This window comes from Kitasatospora sp. NPDC097605, assembly GCF_040302725.1.
Classification (GTDB): domain Bacteria; phylum Actinomycetota; class Actinomycetes; order Streptomycetales; family Streptomycetaceae; genus Kitasatospora.
Genome location: NZ_JBEOSF010000003.1, coordinates 287,442 through 308,764 on the forward strand (window position 1 = coordinate 287,442; position 21,323 = coordinate 308,764).

The 21,323-nt window shown below is 73.0% G+C and carries 21 protein-coding genes and 1 tRNA gene; 17 read left to right on the plus strand and 5 right to left on the minus strand.

The features are described from left to right. Window positions 1–27: 27 nt before the first annotated feature. Complete coding sequence (locus ABTX81_RS05040; protein WP_350541666.1) at window positions 28–990, plus strand: helix-turn-helix transcriptional regulator; 963 nt, start codon at window positions 28–30, stop codon at window positions 988–990. Between the two features lie 8 nt (window positions 991–998). On the opposite strand, the gene ABTX81_RS05045 is transcribed toward ABTX81_RS05040, so the two are convergent. Next, window positions 999–1,883 carry a hypothetical protein gene (locus ABTX81_RS05045; RefSeq protein WP_350541570.1) on the minus strand — a complete coding sequence of 295 codons (885 nt, stop codon included), beginning with the start codon at window positions 1,881–1,883 and terminating at the stop codon, window positions 999–1,001. A gap of 5 nt (window positions 1,884–1,888) precedes the next feature. Next, window positions 1,889–2,407: a YbhB/YbcL family Raf kinase inhibitor-like protein gene (locus ABTX81_RS05050; RefSeq protein WP_350541571.1), complete on the minus strand. Its 519-nt coding sequence runs from the start codon at window positions 2,405–2,407 to the stop codon at window positions 1,889–1,891. 126 nt (window positions 2,408–2,533) lie between these two features. On the opposite strand from ABTX81_RS05050, the gene ABTX81_RS05055 reads away from it, so the two are divergent. From ABTX81_RS05055 to ABTX81_RS05065, 3 genes are all read left to right on the plus strand, one after another. After that, on the plus strand, window positions 2,534–3,205 hold the full coding sequence (locus ABTX81_RS05055; RefSeq protein WP_350541572.1) for a rhomboid family intramembrane serine protease: 672 nt from the start codon (window positions 2,534–2,536) through the stop codon (window positions 3,203–3,205). Window positions 3,206–3,294: 89 nt separating this feature from the next. Next, window positions 3,295–4,458: a glycoside hydrolase family protein gene (locus ABTX81_RS05060; protein ID WP_350541573.1), complete on the plus strand. Its 1,164-nt coding sequence runs from the start codon at window positions 3,295–3,297 to the stop codon at window positions 4,456–4,458. Window positions 4,459–4,601: 143 nt separating this feature from the next. Next, window positions 4,602–5,600: a hypothetical protein gene (locus tag ABTX81_RS05065; protein WP_350541574.1), complete on the plus strand. Its 999-nt coding sequence runs from the start codon at window positions 4,602–4,604 to the stop codon at window positions 5,598–5,600. Between the two features lie 31 nt (window positions 5,601–5,631). On the opposite strand, the gene ABTX81_RS05070 is transcribed toward ABTX81_RS05065, so the two are convergent. After that, entirely contained in the window at window positions 5,632–7,194 is a 1,563-nt protein-coding gene (locus ABTX81_RS05070; protein WP_350541575.1) for a helicase HerA-like domain-containing protein, read from the minus strand. Between the two features lie 140 nt (window positions 7,195–7,334). On the opposite strand from ABTX81_RS05070, the gene ABTX81_RS05075 reads away from it, so the two are divergent. Both ABTX81_RS05075 and ABTX81_RS05080 read left to right on the plus strand, forming a co-directional pair. Further along, window positions 7,335–7,631, plus strand: coding sequence for a type II toxin-antitoxin system VapB family antitoxin (locus ABTX81_RS05075; RefSeq protein WP_030061387.1), 297 nt, complete (start codon window positions 7,335–7,337; stop codon window positions 7,629–7,631). 276 nt (window positions 7,632–7,907) lie between these two features. Further along, the gene (locus ABTX81_RS05080) at window positions 7,908–8,579 is read left to right on the plus strand and encodes a LytR C-terminal domain-containing protein (RefSeq protein WP_350541576.1); all 672 of its coding nucleotides are present in this window, start codon (window positions 7,908–7,910) and stop codon (window positions 8,577–8,579) included. An 82-nt stretch (window positions 8,580–8,661) separates the two neighbouring features. On the opposite strand, the gene upp is transcribed toward ABTX81_RS05080, so the two are convergent. Then, window positions 8,662–9,297 carry a uracil phosphoribosyltransferase gene (gene upp, locus ABTX81_RS05085; protein WP_350541577.1) on the minus strand — a complete coding sequence of 212 codons (636 nt, stop codon included), beginning with the start codon at window positions 9,295–9,297 and terminating at the stop codon, window positions 8,662–8,664. 173 nt (window positions 9,298–9,470) lie between these two features. Between upp and ABTX81_RS05090 the strand changes: the two genes are divergently transcribed. The 8 genes from ABTX81_RS05090 (at window position 9,471) to ABTX81_RS05125 (ending at window position 14,480) form a co-directional block, all read left to right on the plus strand. Then, entirely contained in the window at window positions 9,471–9,707 is a 237-nt protein-coding gene (locus ABTX81_RS05090) for a hypothetical protein (RefSeq protein ID WP_350541578.1), read from the plus strand. 242 nt (window positions 9,708–9,949) lie between these two features. Continuing rightward, window positions 9,950–10,498 carry a tRNA adenosine deaminase-associated protein gene (locus tag ABTX81_RS05095; RefSeq protein ID WP_350541579.1) on the plus strand — a complete coding sequence of 183 codons (549 nt, stop codon included), beginning with the start codon at window positions 9,950–9,952 and terminating at the stop codon, window positions 10,496–10,498. A 57-nt stretch (window positions 10,499–10,555) separates the two neighbouring features. Next, on the plus strand, window positions 10,556–11,116 hold the full coding sequence (locus tag ABTX81_RS05100) for a nucleoside deaminase (RefSeq protein ID WP_350541580.1): 561 nt from the start codon (window positions 10,556–10,558) through the stop codon (window positions 11,114–11,116). A 92-nt stretch (window positions 11,117–11,208) separates the two neighbouring features. Beyond that, window positions 11,209–11,298: transfer RNA gene (locus ABTX81_RS05105), tRNA-Ser, on the plus strand. 460 nt (window positions 11,299–11,758) lie between these two features. Next, window positions 11,759–11,923, plus strand: coding sequence for a hypothetical protein (locus tag ABTX81_RS05110; RefSeq protein ID WP_199926184.1), 165 nt, complete (start codon window positions 11,759–11,761; stop codon window positions 11,921–11,923). Between the two features lie 60 nt (window positions 11,924–11,983). Further along, a complete protein-coding gene (locus ABTX81_RS05115; protein ID WP_350541581.1) occupies window positions 11,984–12,277 on the plus strand; it encodes a Dabb family protein in 294 nt (97 codons plus the stop codon). Window positions 12,278–12,577: 300 nt separating this feature from the next. Beyond that, entirely contained in the window at window positions 12,578–13,447 is an 870-nt protein-coding gene (locus tag ABTX81_RS05120) for an RNA polymerase sigma factor SigF (protein WP_350541582.1), read from the plus strand. Window positions 13,448–13,625: 178 nt separating this feature from the next. Then, window positions 13,626–14,480 carry an RNA polymerase sigma factor SigF gene (locus tag ABTX81_RS05125; protein ID WP_350541583.1) on the plus strand — a complete coding sequence of 285 codons (855 nt, stop codon included), beginning with the start codon at window positions 13,626–13,628 and terminating at the stop codon, window positions 14,478–14,480. A 13-nt stretch (window positions 14,481–14,493) separates the two neighbouring features. On the opposite strand, the gene ABTX81_RS05130 is transcribed toward ABTX81_RS05125, so the two are convergent. Further along, complete coding sequence (locus tag ABTX81_RS05130; RefSeq protein ID WP_350541585.1) at window positions 14,494–15,330, minus strand: tyrosine-protein phosphatase; 837 nt, start codon at window positions 15,328–15,330, stop codon at window positions 14,494–14,496. A gap of 412 nt (window positions 15,331–15,742) precedes the next feature. On the opposite strand from ABTX81_RS05130, the gene ABTX81_RS05135 reads away from it, so the two are divergent. The 3 genes from ABTX81_RS05135 (at window position 15,743) to ABTX81_RS05145 (ending at window position 21,256) form a co-directional block, all read left to right on the plus strand. After that, a complete protein-coding gene (locus ABTX81_RS05135; protein WP_350541586.1) occupies window positions 15,743–18,130 on the plus strand; it encodes a hypothetical protein in 2,388 nt (795 codons plus the stop codon). Between the two features lie 106 nt (window positions 18,131–18,236). Continuing rightward, complete coding sequence (gene pelF, locus ABTX81_RS05140; RefSeq protein WP_350541587.1) at window positions 18,237–19,745, plus strand: GT4 family glycosyltransferase PelF; 1,509 nt, start codon at window positions 18,237–18,239, stop codon at window positions 19,743–19,745. Further along, on the plus strand, window positions 19,742–21,256 hold the full coding sequence (locus ABTX81_RS05145) for a hypothetical protein (RefSeq protein WP_350541588.1): 1,515 nt from the start codon (window positions 19,742–19,744) through the stop codon (window positions 21,254–21,256). The genes pelF and ABTX81_RS05145 overlap by 4 nt, the downstream gene beginning before the upstream one ends. Window positions 21,257–21,323 lie beyond the last annotated feature (67 nt).

Sequence of the window (21,323 nt, forward strand, 5' to 3'; positions counted from 1 at the left end):
ACCGCCACTTCCGGCACCCTGGATGCCATGACGGACACCCCGGCACGACTCCTCAGCCTGCTCTCCCTCCTCCAGACCCCGCGCGAGTGGCCCGGCAGCGAGCTCGCCGAACGGCTCCAGGTCAGCCCCCGCACCATCCGCCGCGACATCGACCGGCTCCGCGACCTCGGCTACCCGGTCGAGGCCACCATGGGACCGGTCGGCGGCTACCGGCTGGTCGCGGGCACCGCAATGCCCCCGCTGCTGCTCGACGACGAGGAGGCCGTGGCCATCGCGGTCGGCCTGCGGGCGGCGGCCGGGCACGCCGTGGTCGGCATCGAGGAGGCCTCGGTGCGCGCCCTCGGCAAACTGCTCCAGGTACTGCCCGCCCGGCTCCGCCACCGGGTCGCCACCCTCGACCGGGCCACCCTCCCGCTGCTCAGCGGCGACGGCCCGACCGTCGACCCGGAGGACCTCACCGTGCTGGCCAACGCGGTCGCCAACCGCGAGCGGCTGCGCTTCGGCTACCGGGCCGGCGACGGCGCCCAGACCCGGCGCCAGGTCGAGCCGAACCGGCTGGTCTCGGCCGGCCGCCGCTGGTACCTGGTCGGCTTCGACCTCGACCGGGACGACTGGCGGCTGTTCCGGGTGGACCGGATCAGCGAGCCCTTCGCCACCGGCGCCCGCTTCACCCCGCGCCCGCTCCCCGCCGAGGACGCCGCCGCGTACGTGGCGGGCAAGCTCCGCCGGCAGTCCCCCACCCCGACCCTCGACGCCACCCTCCACCTGCCCGCCGACGAGGTCCGCCACCGGCTGGGCGGCTACGGCGACGCCGACGAGATCGTGCCGGTCGACGAGCGGAGCTGCCGGATCCGCTCGCACACCGACGCGCTCGACTGGCTGGCCGTGCGGCTGCTGATGCTCGGCTGCGAATTCGAGGTCCACTCACCGCCCGAGATGCACGCCCGTCTCCGCGACCTGGCCGGCCGGGCCGCCCGCGCCGCCGGCTGACGACCGGATCAGGCCTCCACCCGGTACCAGGCGTCACCGGCCCGGAACCACAGCACCCCGTCCCGCCCGTGCGCGCGCTCCCGGTCGAGCACCCCGGGCAGCCGGAGCACACCGCGCCGGTGCTCCGCCCACCTGCCGCCGGCCGTTCGCCCGTACCAGGCCAACTCGCCGTCCCCGGTGAGGAAGACGCCCCGGTCGCCGGTGACCGCGAAACCCAGCGGAAGCCGGACCGGGGACGGCACGCTGCGCGAGGTCCCGGCGGCCGGGTCGATCCGGGTGAGCAGGCTGCCCGAACTGTCCGGGTACCAGGCCAGCCAGGCCGACGTGCCCTCGGTCGCCGCCGCCAGGCCCTCCAGCGGACTCTCGGGCAACTCGCCCTCGCCCGGCCGCCAGACCACCCGTCCCCCGGGGTCCACCGCGGTCAGCCCGGGGTGCGCCAGGGGGTGGTCGCCGTAGATGCCCTCGTCCCCGAAGGCCATCCAGATCCGGCCCTCGCGGTCGGTGGTGAGCGCCCGGAGGTCGTCGCCCAGCGCGAGATCGCGGACCGGCCGCCCCTCAGCACCGAGGACGACCGCGTTCGGTGCCGAAGCATCCCGGCCACGGCCCGCCCGGTATCCGGCGAGCAGGACCCGGCGGCCGGGCAGCAGCGCCAGGTGCGCCGGCCGGACCGGCACCCGCACGAGCGGCCGCCGCCGCTCACCCCGGGCGGTCACCGTCACCAACTCCGCGTCGAACGGCGGCGGCACGGACGGGCCTCGCCCGTCCACCAGCAGCACCGCGAGCACGCCGTCCGGACCGACCGTCCAGGCCACCGCCCGACGGCCGGCCCGGACATCCCGCTCCGGCAGCCGCCAGACCTCGGCGGCCCGGACGGCGGCCGGAGCGGTCGACACCCGGGTCAGACCCCGTACTCGGCCGTGATGACGGCGCGGGCCAGGGTGTGGAAGGTGATGTTGAAGCCGACCTGGGCCGGCGGCGTGTCGGCGCCGACGTCCAGCGCGTCCACGTCGAGGGCGTGCACGGCGAAGGCGTAGCGGTGGGCCGGCCCGGGCGGCGGGGCGGCGCCGTCGTACTTGTTGCCCGGGAAGTCGTTGCGCCCGTGGAACGAGCGCTCACCCGGCAGGTCGGCGTCCGAGGCCCCGGCGCCGCGCGCCAGCCCGGTGGTGTCGGCCGGCAGGTTGAGCGCGAGCCAGTGCCACCAGCCGGAGCCGGTCGGGGCGTCCGGGTCGTAGCAGGTCACGGCGATCGAGCGGGTCCCCTCCGGCAGCCCGGACCAGGCCAGCTGCGGCGAGACGTTGTCCCCGCCGTAGATGAACTCCTTGGCCAGCGTCCCGCCCTCGGTGATGTCCTCGCTGCTCAGCGGGAAGGACGGCACCTGCGGCAGGAACTCGTACGGCAGCGGCGGACGCACACTCATGGATGGTCACCTCTCGGCACGGTGGGAAAGGGGCTGCCCGGACCCGGGTTCGGGCCGACGGGCAGGATGCACAGGATTCACCTTAGTGGGGTGACCAACCACTGCTCCCGGCCCTACAGTCGGGTCATGTCACCGCGATTCGCCCGTCTGCTCCGCGACTCCCGCGCCGCGCTGTTCACGATGCTCGGCGCGCTGGCCGTCATCTGGGCGGTGCAGGTGGCGAACTGGCTCGACGACTACCGGCTCTCCTACGAGTACGGGATGAGCTCCGGGCAGCTGGACGAGCTGCCGGACATGCTCACCATGCCGTTGCTGCACTTCGGCTGGGACCACATCCAGGCCAACTCCTGGCCCCTGTTCGCGTTCGGGTTCCTGGCCGCGTACCGGGGGATGAAGCGGTTCCTGCTGGCGACGGTACTGATCGTGGTGGCCGGCGGGCTGACGGTCTGGTTCTTCGAGCGGCCCGACGCCGTGACCGCCGGGGCCAGCGGGGTGGTCTACGGGTACTTCGGCTATGTGGTGCTGCGCGGGGTCTTCGACCGCAACCTGGTGGACACGGTGATCGGCGTGGTCGTCGCCGCCGTGTACTCGTACCTGCTGCTGGGCGTGCTGCCGGGCGCGCAGGGCGTCAGCTGGCTGGGCCACCTGGGCGGGCTGGCCGGCGGGCTGGCCGGCGCCTGGCTGCTGCGGAACCGGGGCGACCGGGGCGACCGGACCCCGAAGGCCGCCCCGAAGACCGCCGACCCGGCGAGCCCGGGCGCCGCGCTGCTCAAGGAGCTCGACGACCTGGGCATCTGAGGTCCGCGCCGCGCCCCGCCAGGTATAGACCATTCCCGCCCCTGCGGTTAGCGTGGGCAGGCATCTGCCCCCTGCTCCGGAGCCGCACCGTGGAGTCGTCCGTCCTCGCCTTCGCCACCGACCTCCTCGACGAGGGCGCCGACACCTTCTTCGGCAACCTCACCGACCGGGCCGGGGTCGGCGGCGTCACCCTCGCCTCGGTCTACCACGAGGCCCGCGACGTCTTCCCGCACAACCCGCGCCGGGTGATCCGCTACCTGGAGCCGGGCGCCGCCTACTTCCGCCCCGACGCCGCCCGCTGGTCCGGGCGGCGGCTGCGGCCCGTGCCGTCCACCGCGATCGGCGAGCGCGACCCGTTCGCCGAGGCCGCCGAGGAGGCCGGCCGGCGCGGTCTGAAGCTGCACGCCTGGACGGTGTTCTGCCACAACGACCGGCTCGGCTTCGAGCACCCGGACTGCGCGCCCGCCAACGCCTTCGGCGACCGCCACCTGACCGAGCTGTGCCCGGCCCACCCGGAGGTGCGCGAGTACGCCCGCACCCTGGTGGCGGAGCTGGCCCGGTACGGCGTGGACGCGATCCGGGCGGAGTCGCTGCACTTCCACGGCCTGCGCCACGGCTACCACCACGAGCGCTACTTCGAGGAGCTGGGCCCCGCCGCCGAGGCACTGCTCGGCCTCTGCTTCTGCGCGCACTGCCGGGCGGCAGCCGTCCGCGCGGGCGTGCCCGCCGACGAGGTCGCCGCGGCGGTCCGCGCCGAGCTGCGCCGCCGGCTGGCCGACGACGCGGCCGCCGCCGAGCCGGCCGCGCTGGACGAGCTGGCGGACGGCGCCGTCGCCGCCTACGTGGACGCCTCGGCGGCGACGGTGACCTCGCTGGCCGCCGAGCTGGCCGAGGAGGCGGCGCGGCACGGCATGCGGCTGACGTTCATGGACGGCGGCGGGCCGGGCACCGGCTGGCTGTCCGGGATCGACCTGCCGGGGCTGGCGAAGGCCGCCCACCAGATCGAGACGCTGGGCTACGCGCGCACCCCGGAGGAGGTCCGGGAGAAGGTCGCCGCCTTCGCCCTGCACGGGGTGCGCCCGCAGGACATGGCGGTGATCCTGCGTCCGATGGCGTCGGACTGCGACGGGCCGGCGAACCTGGCGGCGAAGATCGCCGTGCTGCGCGGGCTGGGCGTGCCGGAGGTCGAGTTCTACCACTACGGCCTGATGCGCCTCTCCTCCCTCGACCGGATCGGCGCCGCACTCGGCTGAGCGACACCCGCCCGGCCTGATCGGATCCGATCCGCGATTGGCCTGATTCGATCGATCAGCTGCGCGAAATGATCCTGACCATGCCAACACCCGGACCCTAAGCTCCCCCTCAGTCGTGATCATCCGACGAGGGGGAGCACCCAATGTCCACAGCACGGATCACCCGCCGCGGCCTGCTCGCCGGAGCCGCCGGCACCGCCGGTGCCGCCGCCCTGGCCACCGTCGCCGGCGCCGGCGAGGCCTCCGCCGCCACCGTCCCGCCGCCCAGCCCGTACACCCTCAAGCTGCCGCACCAGATCGAGGCCGAGGCGCTGGTCGACAACCTGCGCCTGCGCCCCTGGGACCACCTCGCCAACCGCTACAAGCGGGCCGGCGTGTTCGACGACGTCCCCACCAGCGTCCGCTGGGGCACCGCCGGGCACCCGGAGGAGTTCTCCAACCTCTCCCAGTGCTCCTCGTTCCTCACCCTGGTGCTCCAGCGCGCCTACGGCACCGCGCCCACCGTGCCCGCCGGCACCCCGATGCCCTGGGGCGACTACAGCTACGGCTGGGCGACCAGGGACTACTTCCAGCAGTACTTCATCAAGGACCCGGCCAACCCCAACCCCTACCCGACCGCGGAGAAGTACCAGCAGGCCTTCCTGGACACGGCCTCGCTGCCGCACTTCACCCGCGTCACCAAGCCGGTGAACCTGCGCCCCGGCGACCTGGTGGCCCTCGACTACTACCCGGACGAGGACAACACCAAGCCGTACACCGGGCACATCGTCATGATCCGCGAGCGCAAGGGCACCTGGTCCGACCCGGTGGTGGACGCGAAGATCGGCCGTCCGGTCGTCCCGTACGTCTTCGAGGTCGTCGACTGCACCAGTGACCCGCACGGCAACCCGGCGCTCGGCGGCACCGCCACCGACCTCTACCGCGCCTTCCCGGACAGCCGGATCGAGGAGGTCCCCGGCACCAACGGCTCCTCCACCTGGAAGGAGCACGACGGCGTCGGCTACGGCCACATGGTGTTCTACGCGGACGCCGACACCAAGCTGTTCGCCGGCTACCGCTGGAGCCTGAACACCACGGTGCCGCGCTCCGTCACCGAGCGTCCGATCTCGGCCGGGCGGGTCTGGCTCAGCGACAACATCTGACAGCGACCGCAACCGAGCCGGGCGCACCCCGTCACCTGCGCCGCCGGGACGTACCGAACAGGCTCCGGGAGATCTCCCGGCCGAGCTGCGTCCCGGCGGAGCGGGCAAACGACTTCAGCGCCGGGTTGGCCAGCAACGACCCGAGCAGCCCGGTCCCCTCCTTCTCCCGCCGCCCCTCGGACTCGCGCTCCCGCTCCGGCTCCCCCGCCGGCACCGGCGCCGGCTCCGCCTCCGGCCGGGCCGCCCGCGCCGCCAGCTTCTCGTACGCCGACTCCCGGTCGATCGCCTCCCGGTACCGCCCCACCAGCGCCGACCCGTCCACCGCCGCCCGCAACGCCGCCGGATCGAGCGGCCCCATCAGCGACTGCGGCGCCCGCAGCCTGGTCGCCGCGACCGGCGTCGGCGCGCCCTTCTCGGACAGCACCGTGACCACCGCCTCCCCCGTCCCCAGCGAGGTCAGCACCTCCCCCAGGTCGTACGCGGGCGACTTCGGGAAGGTCGAGACGGTCGCCTTCAGCGCCTTGGCGTCGTCCGGGGTGAACGCCCGCAGCGCGTGCTGCACCCGGTTGCCCAGCTGCGCCAGCACGTCCCCGGGCACGTCCTTCGGCGTCTGGGTGACGAAGAAGATCCCCACCCCCTTCGAGCGGATCAGCCGCACGGTCTGGGTGATCGCCTCCAGGAAGGCCTTGGAGGCGCCCTTGAACAGCAGGTGCGCCTCGTCGAAGAAGAAGACCAGCTTCGGCCGGTCGAGGTCCCCGACCTCCGGCAGCTCCTGGTAGAGGTCGGCGAGCAGCCACATCAGGAAGGTCGAGAAGAGCCGCGGCCGGTCCTGCACCGCGGGCAGCTCCAGCACCGAGACCACGCCCCGGCCGTCCTCGGCGCGCCGCAGCAGCTCGGCGGTGTCGAACTCCGGCTCGCCGAAGAAGGCCCCGGCGCCCTCGTTCTCCAGCAGGGTGAGCGAGCGCAGGATCACCCCGGCGGTGGCGGCGGAGAGCCCGCCGATGCCCTTCAGCTCCTCCTTGCCCTCGGGCGAGGTGAGGAAGGTGATGACCGAGGTGAGGTCCTTGAGGTCGTACAGCTCCAGGCCCCGCCGGTCGGCGTAGTGGAAGACCAGGCCCAGCGAGGACTCCTGGGTCTCGTTCAGGTCCAGCACCTTGGCCAGCAGCAGCGGACCGAAGCTGGTCACCGTCGCCCGCAGCGGGATGCCGGTGCCCTGGCCGCCGAGCGCGTAGAACTCGGCGGGGCAGCCGGCGGCCCGCCAGTCCTGGCCGACCTCGGCGGCCCGGGCGGCGGTCCGCTCGCCGGGCGTGCCGGGCGCGGCCACTCCGGAGACGTCGCCCTTGATGTCGGCGAGGAAGACCGGCACGCCCTGGGCGGAGAGCTGTTCGGCGATCAGCTGGAGGGTCTTGGTCTTGCCGGTGCCGGTGGCTCCGGCCACCAGCCCGTGCCGGTTGAGCACCCCGAGCGGCACCCGCACCGGGGCGTCGGTGTAGGCGGTGCCGTCCAGCAGCACCGCGCCGAGATCCAGCGCGGGCCCGGTGAAGGCGTACCCGTCGGCGATCTCCCGGACGGCGGACGGAACAGCAGCGGACATCGGACGACCCTCCAACCGCGCGGGACCTACACGACATTTCCCATGAAACAGCCGCAATCCCCCGCCCGCAGCCCGTACCCGTGCGCGTGGCGGCGTCGCGGCTGCTGCGCCATCCGCCGCCCAAACGGTAGGCTTTCCGTGTGATCTTCAAGCGCATCGGCAATGGGCGGCCGTACCCGGATCACGGCCGTACCAGCACCCGCCAGTGGGCGGACGTCGCCCCGCGCCCGGTGCGACTCGACCAGTTGGTGACCACCAAGGGGCAGCTGGACCTGGAAACCCTCCTCGCGGAGGACTCCACCTTCTACGGGGACCTCTTCGCGCACGTCGTGAAGTGGCACGGTGACCTGTACCTGGAGGACGGACTGCACCGCGCGGTCCGCGCCGCGCTCCAGCAGCGCCAGGTGCTGCACGCCCGTGTCCTCGAAATGGAATGACCCGGGGGCCGGCCGACCGGCCCCGCACGCGTTCGGACCGCCCTCCGGCCAGAGCCGGAGGGCGGTCCGTTCATACCCGGGCGCGGGCGCGGTGCCGCCATTCGGGTACCGGCGTACTCCCGATGATGATCGTTTAGTACCTTCACCGCTGTACGGCACTAATCTGCTGACTACGGCCGCGACCGCGTTCGTGTGACACCGCGTTCGCGTGGCACCGCGCCCGGCCCACCGTCACCCGATCCCCGCCCTGGCACGAGGGGGAGACAAACCGTGAGCATGTTGACTCCCCAAGGCCTGAAGGGGAAGCAGTACCGGATCACCGGCAACTCCTATCCACGGCTGGGCCGCCCGCCGAAGAAGAGCCGCAAGGTGATCGCGCTGATCGCCGCGGTGCTGGCGCTGGCGCTGATCGGGCTGGGCGGCGTCCAGCTCTGGGACATCTTCAGCGGCAAGGGCAAGAACGCCTCCGCCGAGGCCTGCGCCACCCCGTCCGGCAAGCCGCTGGCCGCCCCGGCCCCGGAGCCGACGCCGACCGTACCGGGCTCGGCCGCCGCGCCGATCGACCCGAAGGCCGTCCCGCAGCCGGCGGCGGTCACCGTGAACGTCTACAACGCCACCGCCAAGGCCGGTCTGGCCGCCCGCACCGCCGAAGAGCTGAAGAAGCGCGGCTTCACCATCGGCAAGGTCGGCAACGCCCCGGCCGAGCTGGACAAGAAGGTGCCCGGCACCGCCCAGGTGATCGCCGGCCCGGCCGGCGCCGGGGCGTCCACCCTGGTCGGCTCGGTGATCGCGGGCGCGACCAGCACCGCCGACGCCCGCACCGACGCCACCGTGGACTTCGTCATCGGCGACAGCTACAACGCGCTGCTGGACGAGACCCAGGCCGCCGCCGCGCTGGCGCTGGCCACCAAGCCGGTCCCGGCCCCGAGCGGCACCGGCAGCTGCTGACCGGTCCCCGCGCACCACGAGGCTCCACGACGAAGCCCCCCGGCACCGCGCCGGGGGGCTTCGCACTGGCCGGGAGGACCGCTCAGCCCGCGGTGCCGTACAGCCGGTCGCCCGCGTCGCCGAGGCCCGGGACGATGTAGCCGTTCTCGTTCAGCCGCTCGTCGACGGCCGCGGTGACCACGGTGACCGGCAGGCCGGCCAGCTCGCGCTCCATCACCGCAACGCCCTCGGGGGCGGCCAGCAGCACCACGGCGGTGACGTCGGTGGCGCCGCGCTCGATCAGCATCCGGATCGCCGCGACCAGCGTGCCGCCGGTGGCCAGCATCGGGTCGAGCACGTAGACCTGGCGGCCGGAGAGGTCGTCCGGCATCCGGGTGGCGTAGGTGGACGCCTCCAGGGTCTCCTCGTTGCGCACCATGCCCAGGAAGCCGACCTCCGCGGTCGGCAGCAGCCGGGTCATGCCGTCCAGCATGCCGAGGCCGGCCCGCAGGATCGGCACCACCAACGGGCGCGGGTAGGAGAGCCGGGTGCCGGTGGTCACGGCCACCGGGGTGGTGATCTCCACCTCGTCGGTGCGGACGTCCCGGGTGGCCTCGTACGCGAGGAGGGTCACCAGCTCGTCGGTCAGGCGACGGAAGGTCGGCGAGTCGGTGCGCTCGTCGCGCAGGGTGGAGAGCTTGTGGGCGACCAGGGGGTGGTCGACGACGTGGATCCGCATGCATCGAGGTTAGCCCGGGTCCGGACGCCCGTACGACACGCCGTGCCAGGCCGGGCCGCGGCCGACCCGGGCGGATGCGCCTTCCGTGGTGACGCGCCGTGACGGGGCGAGAATGTCCGGACGGATCGGCCTCCTGTGGTATCAACCCGGCCGATCTGGGAAAGTCTGGTCCTATGACGAGCAACCCGAACCCCGGGGACGGCTCGGCGGACGGGGCCGAGGTCTCGTCGGGCGACCGCTCGGGTCCGCCCCCGGACCGGCCGGAGACCGAGGCGGAGCGCCGCCGGCGCCGCGCCGTCTTCCTGCGCGAGCTGACCGAGGCGCGCGAACTGCGCGAGCGGGTGCAGCCCCGGCGGACCAAGGAACGCCGGATGCGCGAGGCGATGCGGATGCGAACCTTCCGCTTCTAACGGGCCCTCCACGGCTTCTCCACAGACCCGCCGCCGCCCGGCCTCCCTACACCGTCCGGCGGCCAACCCTTCCGACACGACCTGCAAAGACGCGCTGCAGAACACCCCCCGCAAAGCCTCGCTTTCTGTCACGATTCCGATGGGACGGTCCGAACAGCGGACCGCCTCTGGCGCGGGGGCGGCCAGTTCCGCGTCGCCCGCGAGCGCCGACAACCGAGACCGAGATCTTGGGAGTGTCCCTGGTGGCGTACTTCGCTGCAGTGCTTGCTCGCACCGAGGACGGGTGGGATGTGAGCGAGACGGAGCTCGACGACGTCGAAACCCTCGCCGACCTCGCCGACCTGGCCCGGGAGGCGACCCAGGACGACGACAGCGTCCTGGTCTTCATCGAACAGGAGGACGCCTGGTTCGCCATCGTCCGGGTGGACGGCGAGGAGGACCCGCGGATCTTCGTGTCGGACGGCGCCGCCGCCGCCCGCAGCTCCTACGGCTCCGTGCTCACCGACGAGCTGGTGGACCAGGCCGGCGAGAGCGAGTTCGGCGACCTCGACGACCTGGTCGCCGAGCTGGAGGAGGACGCGCAGGCCGAGGAGCAGGAGGACGACGAGGACGGCGACGGCCGCGGCGGCGTCCCGGTCGGCCCGCTCGGCGACGCCCATCTGCTGACCGAGTTCGGCCTGGCCGCCGACGAGCTGATCGCCCTCAGCGGCGAGGGCGCGGTGCCCGGCGACGCCCTGGAGGAGATCGCCGAGGCGCTCGGCTGCGGTGAGGTCCTGGAGGCCGTCCGGTAACGCCCCGTGTCCGCCACCCGGACGGCCGGACCACCGCCATGCCCGACACTGGATGCCATGCAGTCCGTCCGCCCGATCCCGCCGCTGCCCGCTCCCGTCCGCCCCGACCCGGTCCGCGACCGCTGGGCGGCGCCGATGCGCCTCGCCATCGCCGAGGCCGCCCTGGCGCCGGCCACCGGGGACGTCCCGGTCGGGGCGCTCGTCCTCGGCCCGGACGGCGAGGTCCTCGGCCGGGGCCACAACGAGCGCGAGGCCGTCGGCGACCCGACCGCCCACGCCGAGGTGGTGGCCATCCGCGAGGCCGCGGCGAAGCTGGGAAGGGCCGCGCGAAGCGCGTCGAGCGAGGGTGGTGGTGGGCGACGGGAGGGCGAGTGGCGGCTGAGCGGGTGCACGCTGGTCGTCACGCTGGAGCCCTGCACGATGTGCGCGGGCGCGATCGTGCTCTCCCGGATCGACCGCGTGGTCTACGGCGCCCTCGACGAGAAGGCCGGCGCGGCCGGCTCGCTCTTCGACGTCCTGCGCGACCGGCGGCTCAACCACCGCCCCGAGGTGATCTGGGGCGTCCTCGCCGACGAGTGCGGCGAGCAGCTGCGCGCCTTCTTCGACACCCACCGCTGAACCCACCGCTGAACCCACCACCGAACCCGTCGCCGGAGCCGCCGCGGGAACGGATTTCGTTCCCGCGCCACCCGTCCGGTAGAGTTCCCCTCGGTAGCGTGTCCGAGCGGCCAAAGGAGCACGCCTCGAAAGCGTGTGTGGGGGCAACTCCACCGTGGGTTCGAATCCCACCGCTACCGCCAGCAAGCCCGAAGGCCCCGCCCGGTGAACCGGACGGGGCCTTCGGCGTTCCCGCGCACCCTCGGACGCGGAAAGGGCTCCGTACCCGTCGGCCGATGACCACCAACGCCTGTCGAGTACGGAGCCTGGAAGAGGGGGAGCGGTTCGGGGGGACTGACCGCTCCCCCGGCGGAGTCCCACAACCGGGGCCGCGTCGGGGGGAAGCCGCGGCACCCGGTCCCACAGCGGGGAGCTCCGGATCCACGCACCGGGGATTCCTGCCAGATCCTCGGTACATCAACCATCCTGCCGCGCCTCGGCGGCCCGGGCACCCGGAGAAAGGCCCCAGTCGCGGGGACCTTCGTCCCGGCAGGTGAACGCGTCGCACACTTGATAGGCCGTCCGGGTGGATAAGCTGCCCGTTGCACGGGCCGCTCGGGGACCGAGCGACGGCGGCCCACGGCAGGGAGGAAGGTCAACCGGATGGCGCAGGCGAAGAAGATCGGAATGGTCCTCCTGCTCATCTTCGTGCTCTACACGATCATCACCTCGCCCGCCCGTGCGGCCGAGCTGGTCCAGTTGGGGTTCGAAGGCATCTCGAACGCCGCCAAGGCGGTCGGCACCTTCATGACCGGCCTGGTGAAATAGCCCGGCCCCCACCGGTTACGGTGGGCCCGACACCCGACCCCGTCCGCGAGGAGCGGCTCCGTGATCCGCCATCTGGTCCTGTTCAAGCTCAACGAAGGCGTCAGCAAGGACGACGAGCGCGCGCTCGCCGGCGCCAAGGCCTTCACCGAGCTCGGCCCGGTCGTTCCCGAGCTGCGCGAGTGGGAGTGCGGCTGGAACACCACCGAGCGCGACATCGCCCACGACTACGCCATCAACAGCCTGGTCGAGGACCGTGAGGCCCTCCAGGCGTACCTCACCCACCCGGCCCACCAGGCCGCGGCCGCGCAGTGGCGCGAGTTCGCCACCTGGGTGATCGCCGACATCGAGGTCTGAGCCCGGCGGCCCGTCCCCGACGCCCCCGGCCCCGGCCGGCGCGTCCCCCGGACGGCCCGCGGCGCCCCACCCGGCATTCGGGCGGGGCGCCTCGTGCTGTCCCGGCACGACCCGTCCGCCGCACCGCCGCCGTGCGGGGCGGGTCCGGACGGCGCACCAACACACCTCCGCGTGGTACTTGCCCGACATGCGCCCGCCTTGTGATGCTATGACCGGTTTTGCCGGACATGGCGAGGGCGGTGAACGAGACGCGACACCCGGTCCGCAGTTCCCACCGTTGTCGACTTTGGGAGGGGTGACGTGTCCGTGCGGACACCAGGGAGCGCACCGGACGACGAGGTGCTGGCCGCCGTGATCAGCCCGGCCGGCGAGCTCCGCCCGGACGGCCTGCGCGGCCCCGGCGGCCGCCCCGCCGTCGACGTGCGCACCCTCACCCGGGTGCTCTTCGAGCGGCTCGCCGAGCTGCCCCCGGACGCCCCCGAGCGCGAGCGGGTCCGCGCCGCGCTGATCGAGGTGAACATCCCCCTCGTCCGGTACGCCGCCACCCGCTTCCGCAGCCGCAGCGAGCCGATGGAGGACGTCGTCCAGGTCGGCACCATCGGACTGATCAACGCCATCGACCGGTTCGACCCCGGCCGCGGGGTGCAGTTCCCCACCTACGCGCTGCCGACCATCCTCGGCGAGATCAAGCGCTACTTCCGCGACAACGTCCGCACCATGCACGTCCCGCGCCGGCTCCAGGAGCTCTGGGTGCAGGTCAGCGGCGCGATGGAGGAGCTGACCGTAGTGCACGGCCGGGCCCCCAAGGTGCCGGAGATCGCCGCCAGCCTGCGCATCCCCGAGGAGGACGTCCGGGCCTGCCTGGACGCCGGGCGGGCGTACAACGCCGCCTCGCTGGAGGCCGCCCAGGAGCACGAGGGCGGACTGGCGCTGCTGGACCGGCTCGGCTACGAGGACTCCGCGCTGGCCGAGGTCGAGCACCGGGACATGGTCCGCCACCTGCTGGTGCAGCTGCCCGAGCGGGAGCGCCGGATCGTCATGCTGCGGTTCTTCGCCAATCTGACGCAGTCGCAGATCAGCACCGAGCTGGGGATGTCCCAGATGCACGTCTCGCGGCTGCTGTCGCGGATCCTGACCAGGCTGCGGACCGGCAACTCCTGGGAGGACTGACCGCCGCGCGGCGCCGTTACGGCGCGATAGCGGCGCGTCACCGCCGCGTGACATCTTGCGACGCTCGGGTTTGCCGGGGACCGTGAGCCGGTATGCAGGGTGGGAGGGGCCGGACGCGAGCGCGGGAACGTTCCGACGACGGCGCCCGTTGGACCGTCAGTCACAAGGGGGTGGGTGCATGTCCTCGGATGTGGACACCGCGGAGATCCACGCCGCGCCGGCCGGTGCGGCGGAGATCCCGCTCCAGCGCGCCGCGGCCGCGCCGGACGCCGGGCTCGACACCCGGACGCTCTCCCGCTCCCTCTTCGGGCGGCTGGCCGCCCTCGACCCGGGCAGCGCCGAGCACACCTATGTGCGCGACACCCTGATCGAGCTCAACCTGCCGCTGGTCCGCTACGCCTCGGCGCGCTTCCGCAGCCGCAACGAGCCGATGGAGGACATCGTCCAGGTCGGCACGATCGGGCTGATCAAGGCGATCGACCGGTTCGACCCGGAGCGCGGGGTCGAGTTCCCGACCTTCGCGATGCCGACCGTGGTCGGCGAGATCAAGCGCTTCTTCCGGGACACCAGCTGGTCGGTGCGGGTGCCCCGGCGGCTCCAGGAGCTGCGGCTGGCGCTGACCAAGGCCGGCGACGACCTCTCCCAGCGCCTCGACCGCTCCCCCACCGTGGCCGAGCTGGCCGTCTGCCTCGGCGTCAGCGAGGAGGACGTGGTGGAGGGCCTGGCGGTCGGCAACGCCTACACCGCCAGTTCGCTGGACTCCAGCCCGAGCGAGGAGGACGGCGAGGGCCCGCTGGCCGAACGGCTCGGCTACGAGGACCTCGCGCTGGAGGGCGTGGAGTACCGGGAGTCGCTCAAGCCGCTGCTGGCCAAGCTGCCGCCGCGCGAGCGCCGGATCATCATGCTGCGGTTCTTCGGCAATCTGACCCAGTCGCAGATCGGCGAGGAGATCGGCATCTCGCAGATGCACGTCTCGCGGCTGCTGACCAGGACCCTCACCCAGCTGCGCGAGGGCCTGACCGCCGAAGGCTAGGGTCCGTCTTCCCTCAGGACGCCAGCAGGTTGGCCCGCAGGCCGGACAGGACGGCCTCGTCCAGTCCGAGGCCGTCGGCCCAGAACGCGCCGAAGTCCGGCCAGCCGGTCTCGACCTCCTCGAAGGCCGCCTCCAGGTACCGGCGTTCGGCCCGGAAAACCGGCAGCAGCAGTTCCGGCTCGCGCATCAGACCACCGGTCCGGAAGCCCTCCAGAACCGCCTCGACGACCACGGCGGAACGCTCGTTGGTGAGCAGGTAATCCGTCACCACCGTCTCCCGGTCGACGCCGAGGGCGGTCAGCAGCACGGCCGCCGTCCAGCCGGTGCGGTCCTTTCCGGCCGAGCAGTGGAACAGCAGCGGCGCGCCGTCCGGATCGGCCAGCAGCCTCAGCACGCCGGCGAACCGTTCGCGCGCGATCCGGTCGGTGACGAACCACCGGTAGAGGCCGGTCATCATGGCATCGGCGCGGCCGCCGCCGAGCAGGGCCCGCTGCTTGTGCGGATCGCGGTCGGCCAGGGCCTCGCGCAGGATCGCGTAGATGTCGAAGTCGGCGGCGAACACCGGCAGCTGATGGACCGCCATGCCGTCGGCGATCCGGTCGGCGCCGGCCTCGCGGACCTCGTCCGGGCTGCGCAGGTCGACGATCCGCCGCAGGCCCAGCCCGGTCAGCCGGCCGAGGTCCTCGTCGGTGAGCCGGTTGAGGCCGTCGCTGCGCAGGGCGACACCGGCCCGGAGCACCAGCCCCTCGGCGGTCTGGTAGCCGCCCAGGTCGCGGGCGTTCACGGCACCGAGCAGACCCAGGCTGCGGGCGGCCTGAATTGCGGTGGTCTCGATCTGCTGCTCGGTCACTCGACGGCCTCCATTGGATAATCGGACGGTGACGTTGCACAACCCTGAGCGATATTGCATGAACCTGCCCGCCGAAACGACAGGATGTGCAAGGGTGTCACGCGTGACGCCGCCAGTGTAGGGTCCGGCCCCGCCATCGGATCGCACGATGGGTGAGCAGCGGTAACGCTGGGTTCCCGGTTTTAATTTTTAATTCATTATTTGCGCAGCCGGTGCCGTTTCGGCCACAATCAGCGCCCTCATGGCCCGACCATGAACGTTGGTAACAGATTCGCTGCACTCCTGCCCATTCGGTCCCTCCTGCCAGGGGAGTTCCAGCAGGATGGGCGCCGGGCAGCCTGCTGCCCGCGAACAGCTACAGGGCAGGTGGACGCCGGCAGCGGAGCGCCCTGCCCAGGGGAGGAATGTCAACATGGGTCGAGCGACCCGGAGAGTTGCCGCCTGCGCGGCAGCCGTCCTGCTGGCCGGAGGCCTGCAGTCGTCCCTCGCGCACGCCACCACCACCACGCCCCGGATCGATCTCACGGTCCTGGTGATCAGCGACGGCGGGCCGGCGACGGCCGCGATCGCCGCCGAGCTCAAGAGCCAGGGCACGCCGTACAAGCTCGTCGACCTCAACGACGCCAACCGGCCGGTGATCGACGCGGCCTTCCTCAGCGACACGCTGAACGGCCAGCCGCGCGGCAAGTACCAGGGCATCGTCCTGCCCAACGACAACCCGTTCGCGGCCGGCTCCGCCGAGATGACCGCGATCGCCGCGTACGAGGCGGCGTTCGGCGTCCGCCAGGTCGACGCGTACACCTACGCCCGTCCCGACGTCGGCCTGAACTGGGCGGTCAACCCCGGCTACATGGGTACTCTGGACGGCTTCCAGGGCCAGGTCACCACGGCTGGCCTGAGCGGGCCGTTCGACTACCTCAAGGGCAGCGTCCCGTTCGAGGACAACGACCCGGCCGTCTCGGAGAGCTACGGCTACCTGGCCACCCCGCTGACCACCCTGCCGGCCGGCTCCAGCTTCACCCCGCTGGTCGAGGTGCCGATCCCGAACAGCACCGCCAAGGGCTCGCTGGTCGGCGAGTACGAGCACGCCGGCCGCAAGGAACTGGTCGTCACCTTCGTCTACAACCAGTACCAGCAGCAGTACCGCCTGCTGGCCCGCGGCATAGTCGACTGGATAACCCAGGGCGTCCACCTGGGCTACGACCGCAACTACTTCGCGGCCCACGTCGACGACGTCTTCCTCGCCGACGACCGCTGGGACACCGTGCTCAAGTGCACCCCCGGCGACGTCACCTGCCCGCCCGGGACCCCGGAGACCGCCAACCCGATCCGGATGACGGTCGCCGACGCGCAGTACGCCAAGCAGTGGCAGCTCGACCACGGCTTCACCATGGACATGGTGTTCAACGGCGGCGGCAGCGAGGACTGGAAGGCCGACCACGAGACCACCAGCGACCCGATGGTCGACCGGATGGTCGCCGACCAGACCAGCTACCGGTGGATCAACCACACCTACACCCACCCGTACCTGGGCTGCCTCCAGGACGTCTCGGTGGTCCCGTGGAAGTGCACCAAGACCACCTCGGGCAGCACCGTCTGGGTCGACCAGGCCACCATCACCTCCCAGATCAAGAACAACCTGGACTGGGCGGCCGCCCGGGGCCTGCAGCTGGACCGCACCGAGCTGGTCACCGGCGAGCACTCCGGCCTGCTGACCGCCCCCCAGGAGACCAGCGACAACCCGTACCTGGCTCCCTCGCTGGCCGCCAACGGCGTCAAGTGGACCGCCAGCGACGCCTCCCGCGAGCCCGCCCAGCGGGCCGTCGGCAACGCGCTGACCGTGCCCCGTTACCCGATGAACGTCTTCTACAACGCCGCCACGGCGAAGGAGGAGACCGACGAGTACAACTGGATCTACACCAGCGTGGCCAACGGCGGCAGCGGCGTCTGCGAGGCCAACGCCAACTCCACCTGCCTGCCGGCCCCGCTGGACGTCAACACCGGCTACCTCTCGTACATCGTGCCGCTGGAGGCCCGGATCGACCTCGGCCACGTGCTGAGCAACGACCCGCGGCCGCACTTCATCCACCAGTCGAACCTGTCCGAGGACCGGATCGTCTACCCGGTGCTGGAGCGGATCCTCTCCACCTACCGCTCGCTGCACGCCGACAACGCCCCGGTCGTGAACCTCTCCCAGAAGGAGATCGGCCAGGAGTTCCAGCGTCGGGCAGCCTGGAACGCGGCCATCGCCTCCGGCCAGGTCACCGCCTACCGCACCGGCGACACCGTCCGGGTGAGCGCCCCGGCCGGCGTGCAGATCCAGGCCACCATGCCGACCGGCACCGTCCAGCAGCTCGCCATCGGCACCACCGGCTTCGGCACCGCCTACGCGGGCTCGCTCTCCGGCTGGGTCAAGCCCGGCCAGCTGCAGAGCGGCGTCGAGCTGACGCTGCCCGCCGCGGGCACCCCGGCCGCCCCGGCCGGCACCAGCCCGGGCGTCGCGGCCAAGTCCGTCCCGGCCCCGGCCCCGGCGGACACCAAGGTCGTCCCGCAGGGCACCGTGGACGCCGTCCCGGCCGGTCCGGGCGACACCGACCGCACCGACGCGCCGACCCTGGTCCCCGGCAGCGGAACCCCGGTGGCGGGCAAGGACGTCGCTACTGGTACGACTGCGGGTACGGCGAGCGGCGCCGGCGGGAAGGCGGCCGGCCACGGCGGCACCCCGCAGCAGCACGGCAAGGCCTCCGGGGGGAAGGCCGAGCCCGCCAGGAACACCGCCGGTCCGTCCGGCACCCGCTAGACAGGTGAACCCGGTGGCGGACCGCAGAGCGGCGGCCGCCACCGGCACCACCCGACCCGGCCCGCTCGGCCGGGAGCTTGAGGCAAGAACAGGAGGGGGGACACAGATGCGCGTCACCCTGCTCACCGAGGGGACGTACCCGCACCAGCACGGTGGGGTGAGTGTCTGGTGCGACCAGCTCGTGCAAGGCATGCCGGACGTCGACTTCGACATCATCGCCGTCACCGGCACCGGCCACGAACCACTGGCCTGGGACCTTCCCGCCAACGTGCGGTCGGTCACCACGGCCCCGCTGTGGGGCCCGGCCTCGGAGGCGAAGGCGCCGCGCGGCAAGGAGATGCGCCGCTTCCTCAACGCCTACGAACGGTTCCTGCACTCCCTCCTGGACCCGGTCTACACCACGCACTTCGGCACCGAGCTGTACGGCTTCGCCGACCTCGCCCGGCGCGGGCTGCTCAGCCCGGCGCTGCGCAGCGAGCGCGCCCTGCGCACCCTCCAGCACGTCTGGACCCGCGACTACCTCTCCACCGCGGTCTCCCGGCCCACCATGCACGACGCGCTGAACGCCACCGACCTGCTGGAGCACGCGCTGCGCCCGCTGGCGGTCGAGCCGCCGCGCGACGGCGTGGCGCACGCCGCGAGCGGCGGGCTGGCCACCCTCCCGGGGCTGATATCCGCTCAGCAGTTCGGCGTACCGTTTCTGCTGACCGAGCACGGCATCTACCTGCGCGAGCGCTACCTCGGCTACCGCACCGGCCCCTACCGCTGGCCGGTCAAGGCCCTGCTGCTCGGCTTCTACCGGATGCTCGCCGAGGAGAGCTACCGGCGGGCCGCGCTGGTCACCCCCGGCAACCGGTACAACCGGCGCTGGGAGGAGCGCGGCGGCACCCCCTCCACGCACATCCGCACCGTCTACAACGGCGTCGACCCGGCGGCCTTCCCGCCCGCCGGACCGGAGCCCGGGACCCCGACGCTCAGCTGGGCCGGCCGGGTCGACCCGATCAAGGACCTGGAGACGCTGATCCGCGCGTTCGCGCTCGTGCGGCGCGAGATACCCGACGCCCGGCTGCGGCTGTTCGGCGGCACCCCCAAGGGCGGCGAGGCCTACCGCGAGACCTGCGAGGCGCTGGCCGCGGAGCTCGGCGTCGGCGACTCGGTGGTCTTCGAGGGCCGGGTCGCGGACATCACCGACGCCTACGCGGCCGGGAACGTGGTGATGCTCTCCTCGATCAGCGAGGGCTTCCCGTTCACCCTGATCGAGGCGATGTCCTGCGGCCGCGCCACCGTCTCGACCGATGTCGGCGGCGTGCGCGAGGCGGTCGGCGACACCGGCCTGGTCGTCCCGCCGCGCGAGCCCGAGCCGATGGCCGCGGCGGCGGTCGAGCTGCTGCGCGACCCGGAGCGCCGGGCCCGGCTCGGCGAGCAGGCCCGGCTGCGGGTGATCGAGCAGTTCACGCTCCGCCAGAACATCGACGGCTTCCGCGGCATCTACACCGAGCTGCTGGGCACCTCCCGCTGGCTGCCCGAAGGCGTGGTCGCCGTCACCGACGGACCGCCGGACCCGGACCGCGAGCAGCCGGCCGCCGAGCACGAGCGCAGCGAGGTGGGCGCATGAGTGGGCCCCTGCGCCTCGTTCCGAACGAGGCCGACGAGACCGTCCAGCTGCGGGTGCTGCCGCTGAAGCGGCGCCGCCCGACGCTGCCCGCGCAGCGCCCCGGGCCCGAGACGGACCAGCTCGACCTCTCCCCCGACCCGCTGGACGAACTCGCCGACCGGCTGCGGGACATCTGCGCCGACGCCGTCCACCCCTACGAGATCGCGGCCTTCCTGGAGTCCGACGGCCTCTCCGACGAACAGGCGGGCCTGCTGTACGGCCGTCCCGACGCGTTCACCGTCGCCGAGGAGCTGTTCGAACGGGTCGAGCGCCGCTACCCCGGGCCGGCCGCCGAGTTCGCCAACCCCTGGCGGGCCGACCCCTGGCGGTGCGTCGTGCGCGGCCTGGTGTTCGCCCTGCCCGGCCTCGGCTACCTGCTCGGCGCCAATCTGTTCGCCGCCGACCGGATGCGCTTCGGCCTGCCCTCGGGCATGCTCGCGCTGTCCGTCGCGACGCTGGTCAGCTGGTCGTGGAACCAGGCGCTGGCCCACCGCGCGTACGCCTGGCTCGGCCGCGGCCGGCGCCGGTCGGCCGCGGCCTGCCTGTCGATCGGGGCGCCGCTCGGCGCGCTGACCGCGGCCACTGCGGGGTACGTGGTCGGCGGGCCGCTGGGCGCGCTCTGCTTCGCCGCCGGGCAGTCCGCCTACCTGGCGGCGGCCACCGTGCTGCTGGTGCTCGGGCGGGAGAAGTTCCTGCTGCTGGCGCTGGCGCCGTCCTCGCTCGGTGCGGGTGTGGTGCTCGCCGTCGACGTGCCGCAGGCCGTCCGCACCTCGGTGCTGCTGGCCTCGCTCGGCCTGGCCGTCGGGCTCGCCGCCCGGGAACTGCTGCGCTGCCGGCGCGCCGAGGCGGAACCCGTCCCGCTGCGGCTGCCGCTGCACAAGGAGATCCCGCACCTGCTGTTCGGGCTCGCGGTCGGCACCCTGACCCTGATCGCGGGACTCGGGGTGACCGTCCACCAGGCGGTGAGCACCGGCAGCGCCGAGGGCGCCTCGGCCAGCCCGACGGGGCCGGCCATGATCGCCCTGACGCTGAGCCTCGGCCTCGCCGAGTGGCTGCTCTTCCGCTACCGGGCGATGGCGGTGGCCGCGCTGCGCACCAGCCACACCCCGGTCGAGTTCGCCCGCCGCACCGGCGGCGTGCTGCTGGGCTGCCTGTTCATCTACCTCACCACCGTGGCCGCCCTCGACGCCGCCGCCACCGTGCTCTGGCCCGGCGCCCCCGCGCTGGGCCTCCCGGAGCTCGGCGCGCTGCTGCTGCTCGGCGGCTCGCTCTGGCTGGCGCTGCTGCTGAACGCCTTCGGGCTCAGCTGGAGCACCGCCCTCATCTGTCTGGCAGCCGCGGGCGCCGAGTGCGCCGGACTGCTGACCGGTACGGACCCGACCGTCCTGCAGCTGATCGGCTGCGGGGCCGCGGCCGCCGTCCTCACCGCCACCGCCGGGCCCGTGCTCGGCCGCACCACCAAGCACCGCTGACACCGGCGCGCCCGAACAGCTGAACAGCGCAGCACGGAACCAGCACCGACGGAACCGCACACCCGTA

Excerpts from the sequence above, each read along its gene's own strand:
- ABTX81_RS05040 (WP_350541666.1), top strand. The coding sequence starts at position 28 with ATGACGGACACCCCGGCACGACTCCTCAGCCTGCTCTCCCTCCTCCAG.
- ABTX81_RS05050 (WP_350541571.1), bottom strand. The coding sequence starts at position 2,407 with ATGAGTGTGCGTCCGCCGCTGCCGTACGAGTTCCTGCCGCAGGTGCCG.
- ABTX81_RS05055 (WP_350541572.1), top strand. The coding sequence starts at position 2,534 with ATGTCACCGCGATTCGCCCGTCTGCTCCGCGACTCCCGCGCCGCGCTG.
- ABTX81_RS05065 (WP_350541574.1), top strand. The coding sequence starts at position 4,602 with ATGTCCACAGCACGGATCACCCGCCGCGGCCTGCTCGCCGGAGCCGCC.
- ABTX81_RS05070 (WP_350541575.1), bottom strand. The coding sequence starts at position 7,194 with ATGTCCGCTGCTGTTCCGTCCGCCGTCCGGGAGATCGCCGACGGGTAC.
- ABTX81_RS05080 (WP_350541576.1), top strand. The coding sequence starts at position 7,908 with ATGTTGACTCCCCAAGGCCTGAAGGGGAAGCAGTACCGGATCACCGGC.
- upp (WP_350541577.1), bottom strand. The coding sequence starts at position 9,297 with ATGCGGATCCACGTCGTCGACCACCCCCTGGTCGCCCACAAGCTCTCC.
- ABTX81_RS05090 (WP_350541578.1), top strand. The coding sequence starts at position 9,471 with ATGACGAGCAACCCGAACCCCGGGGACGGCTCGGCGGACGGGGCCGAG.
- ABTX81_RS05100 (WP_350541580.1), top strand. The coding sequence starts at position 10,556 with ATGCAGTCCGTCCGCCCGATCCCGCCGCTGCCCGCTCCCGTCCGCCCC.
- ABTX81_RS05110 (WP_199926184.1), top strand. The coding sequence starts at position 11,759 with ATGGCGCAGGCGAAGAAGATCGGAATGGTCCTCCTGCTCATCTTCGTG.
- ABTX81_RS05125 (WP_350541583.1), top strand. The coding sequence starts at position 13,626 with ATGTCCTCGGATGTGGACACCGCGGAGATCCACGCCGCGCCGGCCGGT.
- ABTX81_RS05135 (WP_350541586.1), top strand. The coding sequence starts at position 15,743 with ATGGGTCGAGCGACCCGGAGAGTTGCCGCCTGCGCGGCAGCCGTCCTG.
- pelF (WP_350541587.1), top strand. The coding sequence starts at position 18,237 with ATGCGCGTCACCCTGCTCACCGAGGGGACGTACCCGCACCAGCACGGT.
- ABTX81_RS05145 (WP_350541588.1), top strand. The coding sequence starts at position 19,742 with ATGAGTGGGCCCCTGCGCCTCGTTCCGAACGAGGCCGACGAGACCGTC.